The organism is Collinsella aerofaciens (assembly GCF_040920445.1).
GTDB lineage: Bacteria > Actinomycetota > Coriobacteriia > Coriobacteriales > Coriobacteriaceae > Collinsella > Collinsella aerofaciens_BH.
The window spans coordinates 1-2,219 of the sequence record NZ_JBCOTQ010000098.1; the positions used below are offsets into that span (position 1 = coordinate 1).

The 2,219-nt window shown below is 43.6% G+C and carries 2 protein-coding genes; both read left to right on the forward strand.

The window, feature by feature from the left end:
• Positions 1–544 precede the first annotated feature (544 nt).
• A complete protein-coding gene (locus AB5405_RS09750; protein ID WP_368138350.1) occupies positions 545–1,654 on the forward strand; it encodes a hypothetical protein in 1,110 nt (369 codons plus the stop codon).
• Complete coding sequence (locus AB5405_RS09755) at positions 1,644–2,156, forward strand: hypothetical protein (protein ID WP_368138351.1); 513 nt, start codon at positions 1,644–1,646, stop codon at positions 2,154–2,156. The genes AB5405_RS09750 and AB5405_RS09755 overlap by 11 nt, the downstream gene beginning before the upstream one ends.
• Positions 2,157–2,219 lie beyond the last annotated feature (63 nt).

A 2,219-nucleotide genomic window follows, 5' to 3' on the forward strand; every position in this document is an offset into this window, starting at 1 on the left:
CGCCTTTAGACGCGAGCCCGGGGCCCGTGGGTTATACCCTAAGAGCAAACCACCCTTTTTAAGGGTGGTTCTGATTTAACATTAATGAATTCGTTACTAAGTAGTGAGCTAACAGTTTCTGATGATTGACCGTTCTGTTTACAAATCAATACAGGAGTCATAGTCATTTCAACTGTAACCTCCCTTGATATCTGTAAGAAACCATAGCTTATTGGCTTATAAGACAATATTTCATGTAATTGTTCAGTGGGACTGTCATACTGAGTTCAGTTAATGATCAAGTAGAAATCTAGCTAATATGTTTAGTTCTATACACGCGTGCTTTGCTTTACTGTACTTATTATTCTTTGCAATCTCTCTATCCGCCGCGGAATGTATAACCGGTGCTCGATCGGCTCCGAGGTTATCAATCGGTGCCGTGTTTGCCTGTGCAAGCACGTACTTTCATTTCCATAATGCCCGGCTTGCTTGTTTTAGCGCGGCGAGTCTTTGCGTCTTTCTGCTATTACTTACGTTTGTTGCATTTAGGCTTTCGGCAAGCAAGATGGCAATTAGGCGATTGCGCCACATATTTATCGCAACCACACTAGTTGGGTTACTCTGGTCAACAGCCAACATATTCGGCTGTCTCAATTCATTTACTAATTTTGATTCTATTAAAACGGCAATTATTCTGGATGCAGTTATCGGACTATATTCGGCTTATATCGGAGCTTATTCATATGTTGAAATAAAAAGCGCCAGCAACCCTTATGTATTTAGTAGAGTCTGTAAGAGCAAGGCGCGCTCTAGCTGCGATCTGAACGAAGATGTTTCCCGTAATACCGTTCTCATTCGCGCCTTGATAACGCCGTCGGCGCTAATAAAGCGAGTTCGCGAGGGCATAACGCCTACGACAGGTGCTTATAAAGTTAACTCCGAAATTGAATTCTTATTACCTAAAGATCTGCAAATTTCAGAATCCGTTACACTCCCCGTCCTGTTCCAAGGGAAATGCGAGTTGATGCGCAATCTTGTTGTGAACTCAAAGGACGGCTATCGTTGCAGAAGGCTTAACGATGCCGAGTTATTAAATAAGCTAACAGAAGAACTAAATAACTACTTTTCAGAATGCCATTACCCTCGCCTAATTGATTCCAAGGTTTTTTGCGCTTATATGCTGCAAACTAGTAGATACCAGACTGACATGCAGTTTAAAGATGACTCTCTTTCATGCATTTGTAAGGCTTTTGGGGTAAATTCAGTTAAAGATTTGGGTGCATTCCAAGATAAGACGGAGAACAACAGACAGGCAGTCTTAACTTTAAAGTCATTGTTGGAATCATACAGATTCGCAAAACCTGTTTGTTATGAGCTAAGTCCATCTGACAATGGTGGATTCATTTCGGCTCCAGTAATTACTGTTGAACGAACCGTTCCTCAAGTTCTACTTAGGGAAAGAGTCGAAACTATATTCGGCAAGGGTTTTCTGCACATCAAGCGACTACTAACCAAAAAGCGCATGCATTATTACTTTGGACTTGGAATGGCAGACTGCTGCGAGAGCTATCACCTGACCTTTCATGGTTTAAAGGACTGTTATTTTATCTGGCCTAAATTTAAACTCAATCGGTCTTGGTCGCGATATATTCTTTGCCGACAAATTGATCGTTAGTAATCGTTATGATCAGCAGTTTTCACGGCTCTACATTCATGAGGGGCGTGGTTTTTCCGGAGCTGCCCTTGAACTGTCTTACGAAAAACGCAGTCATAAGCCCATCGCGGCCTTAGCAATGGCTGCATTTCTATGTCTTATGGTTATGCTGTATATCCATTTCGCGAGCAGCCTGCAGCTTTCCAGTGGCACGGCCGCAGCTGACACGGGCAGCAGTTTTAACACCTCGGACTTATTTAGATTGATAACAATTCTTTCAGTCGGCAATGTTATTTCCATTTGGCAAACAATGGAAGACTATTTCGCCGAAGAATGGTTATGGATGGGAGTCGGCGCCCTTGCCGCTACGACCATTTCGGCGCTCGTATTGGGCTTGCTCCTGTGTATGAATGCTGAATGGATGGGTTTCATTCGATTGCTCTGGGAGCTTCTAATATGTTTGGTGTTTTTTACTTCTGCCGGATCCGCATTTGCCCTGTATGGAAAGATTAGGCTCTGTTAGACCAGGATTGACATGCCGACCTGCCGGCTAACTCGCCGTCTCCCCGTCGGGCGCCGGCGTCTT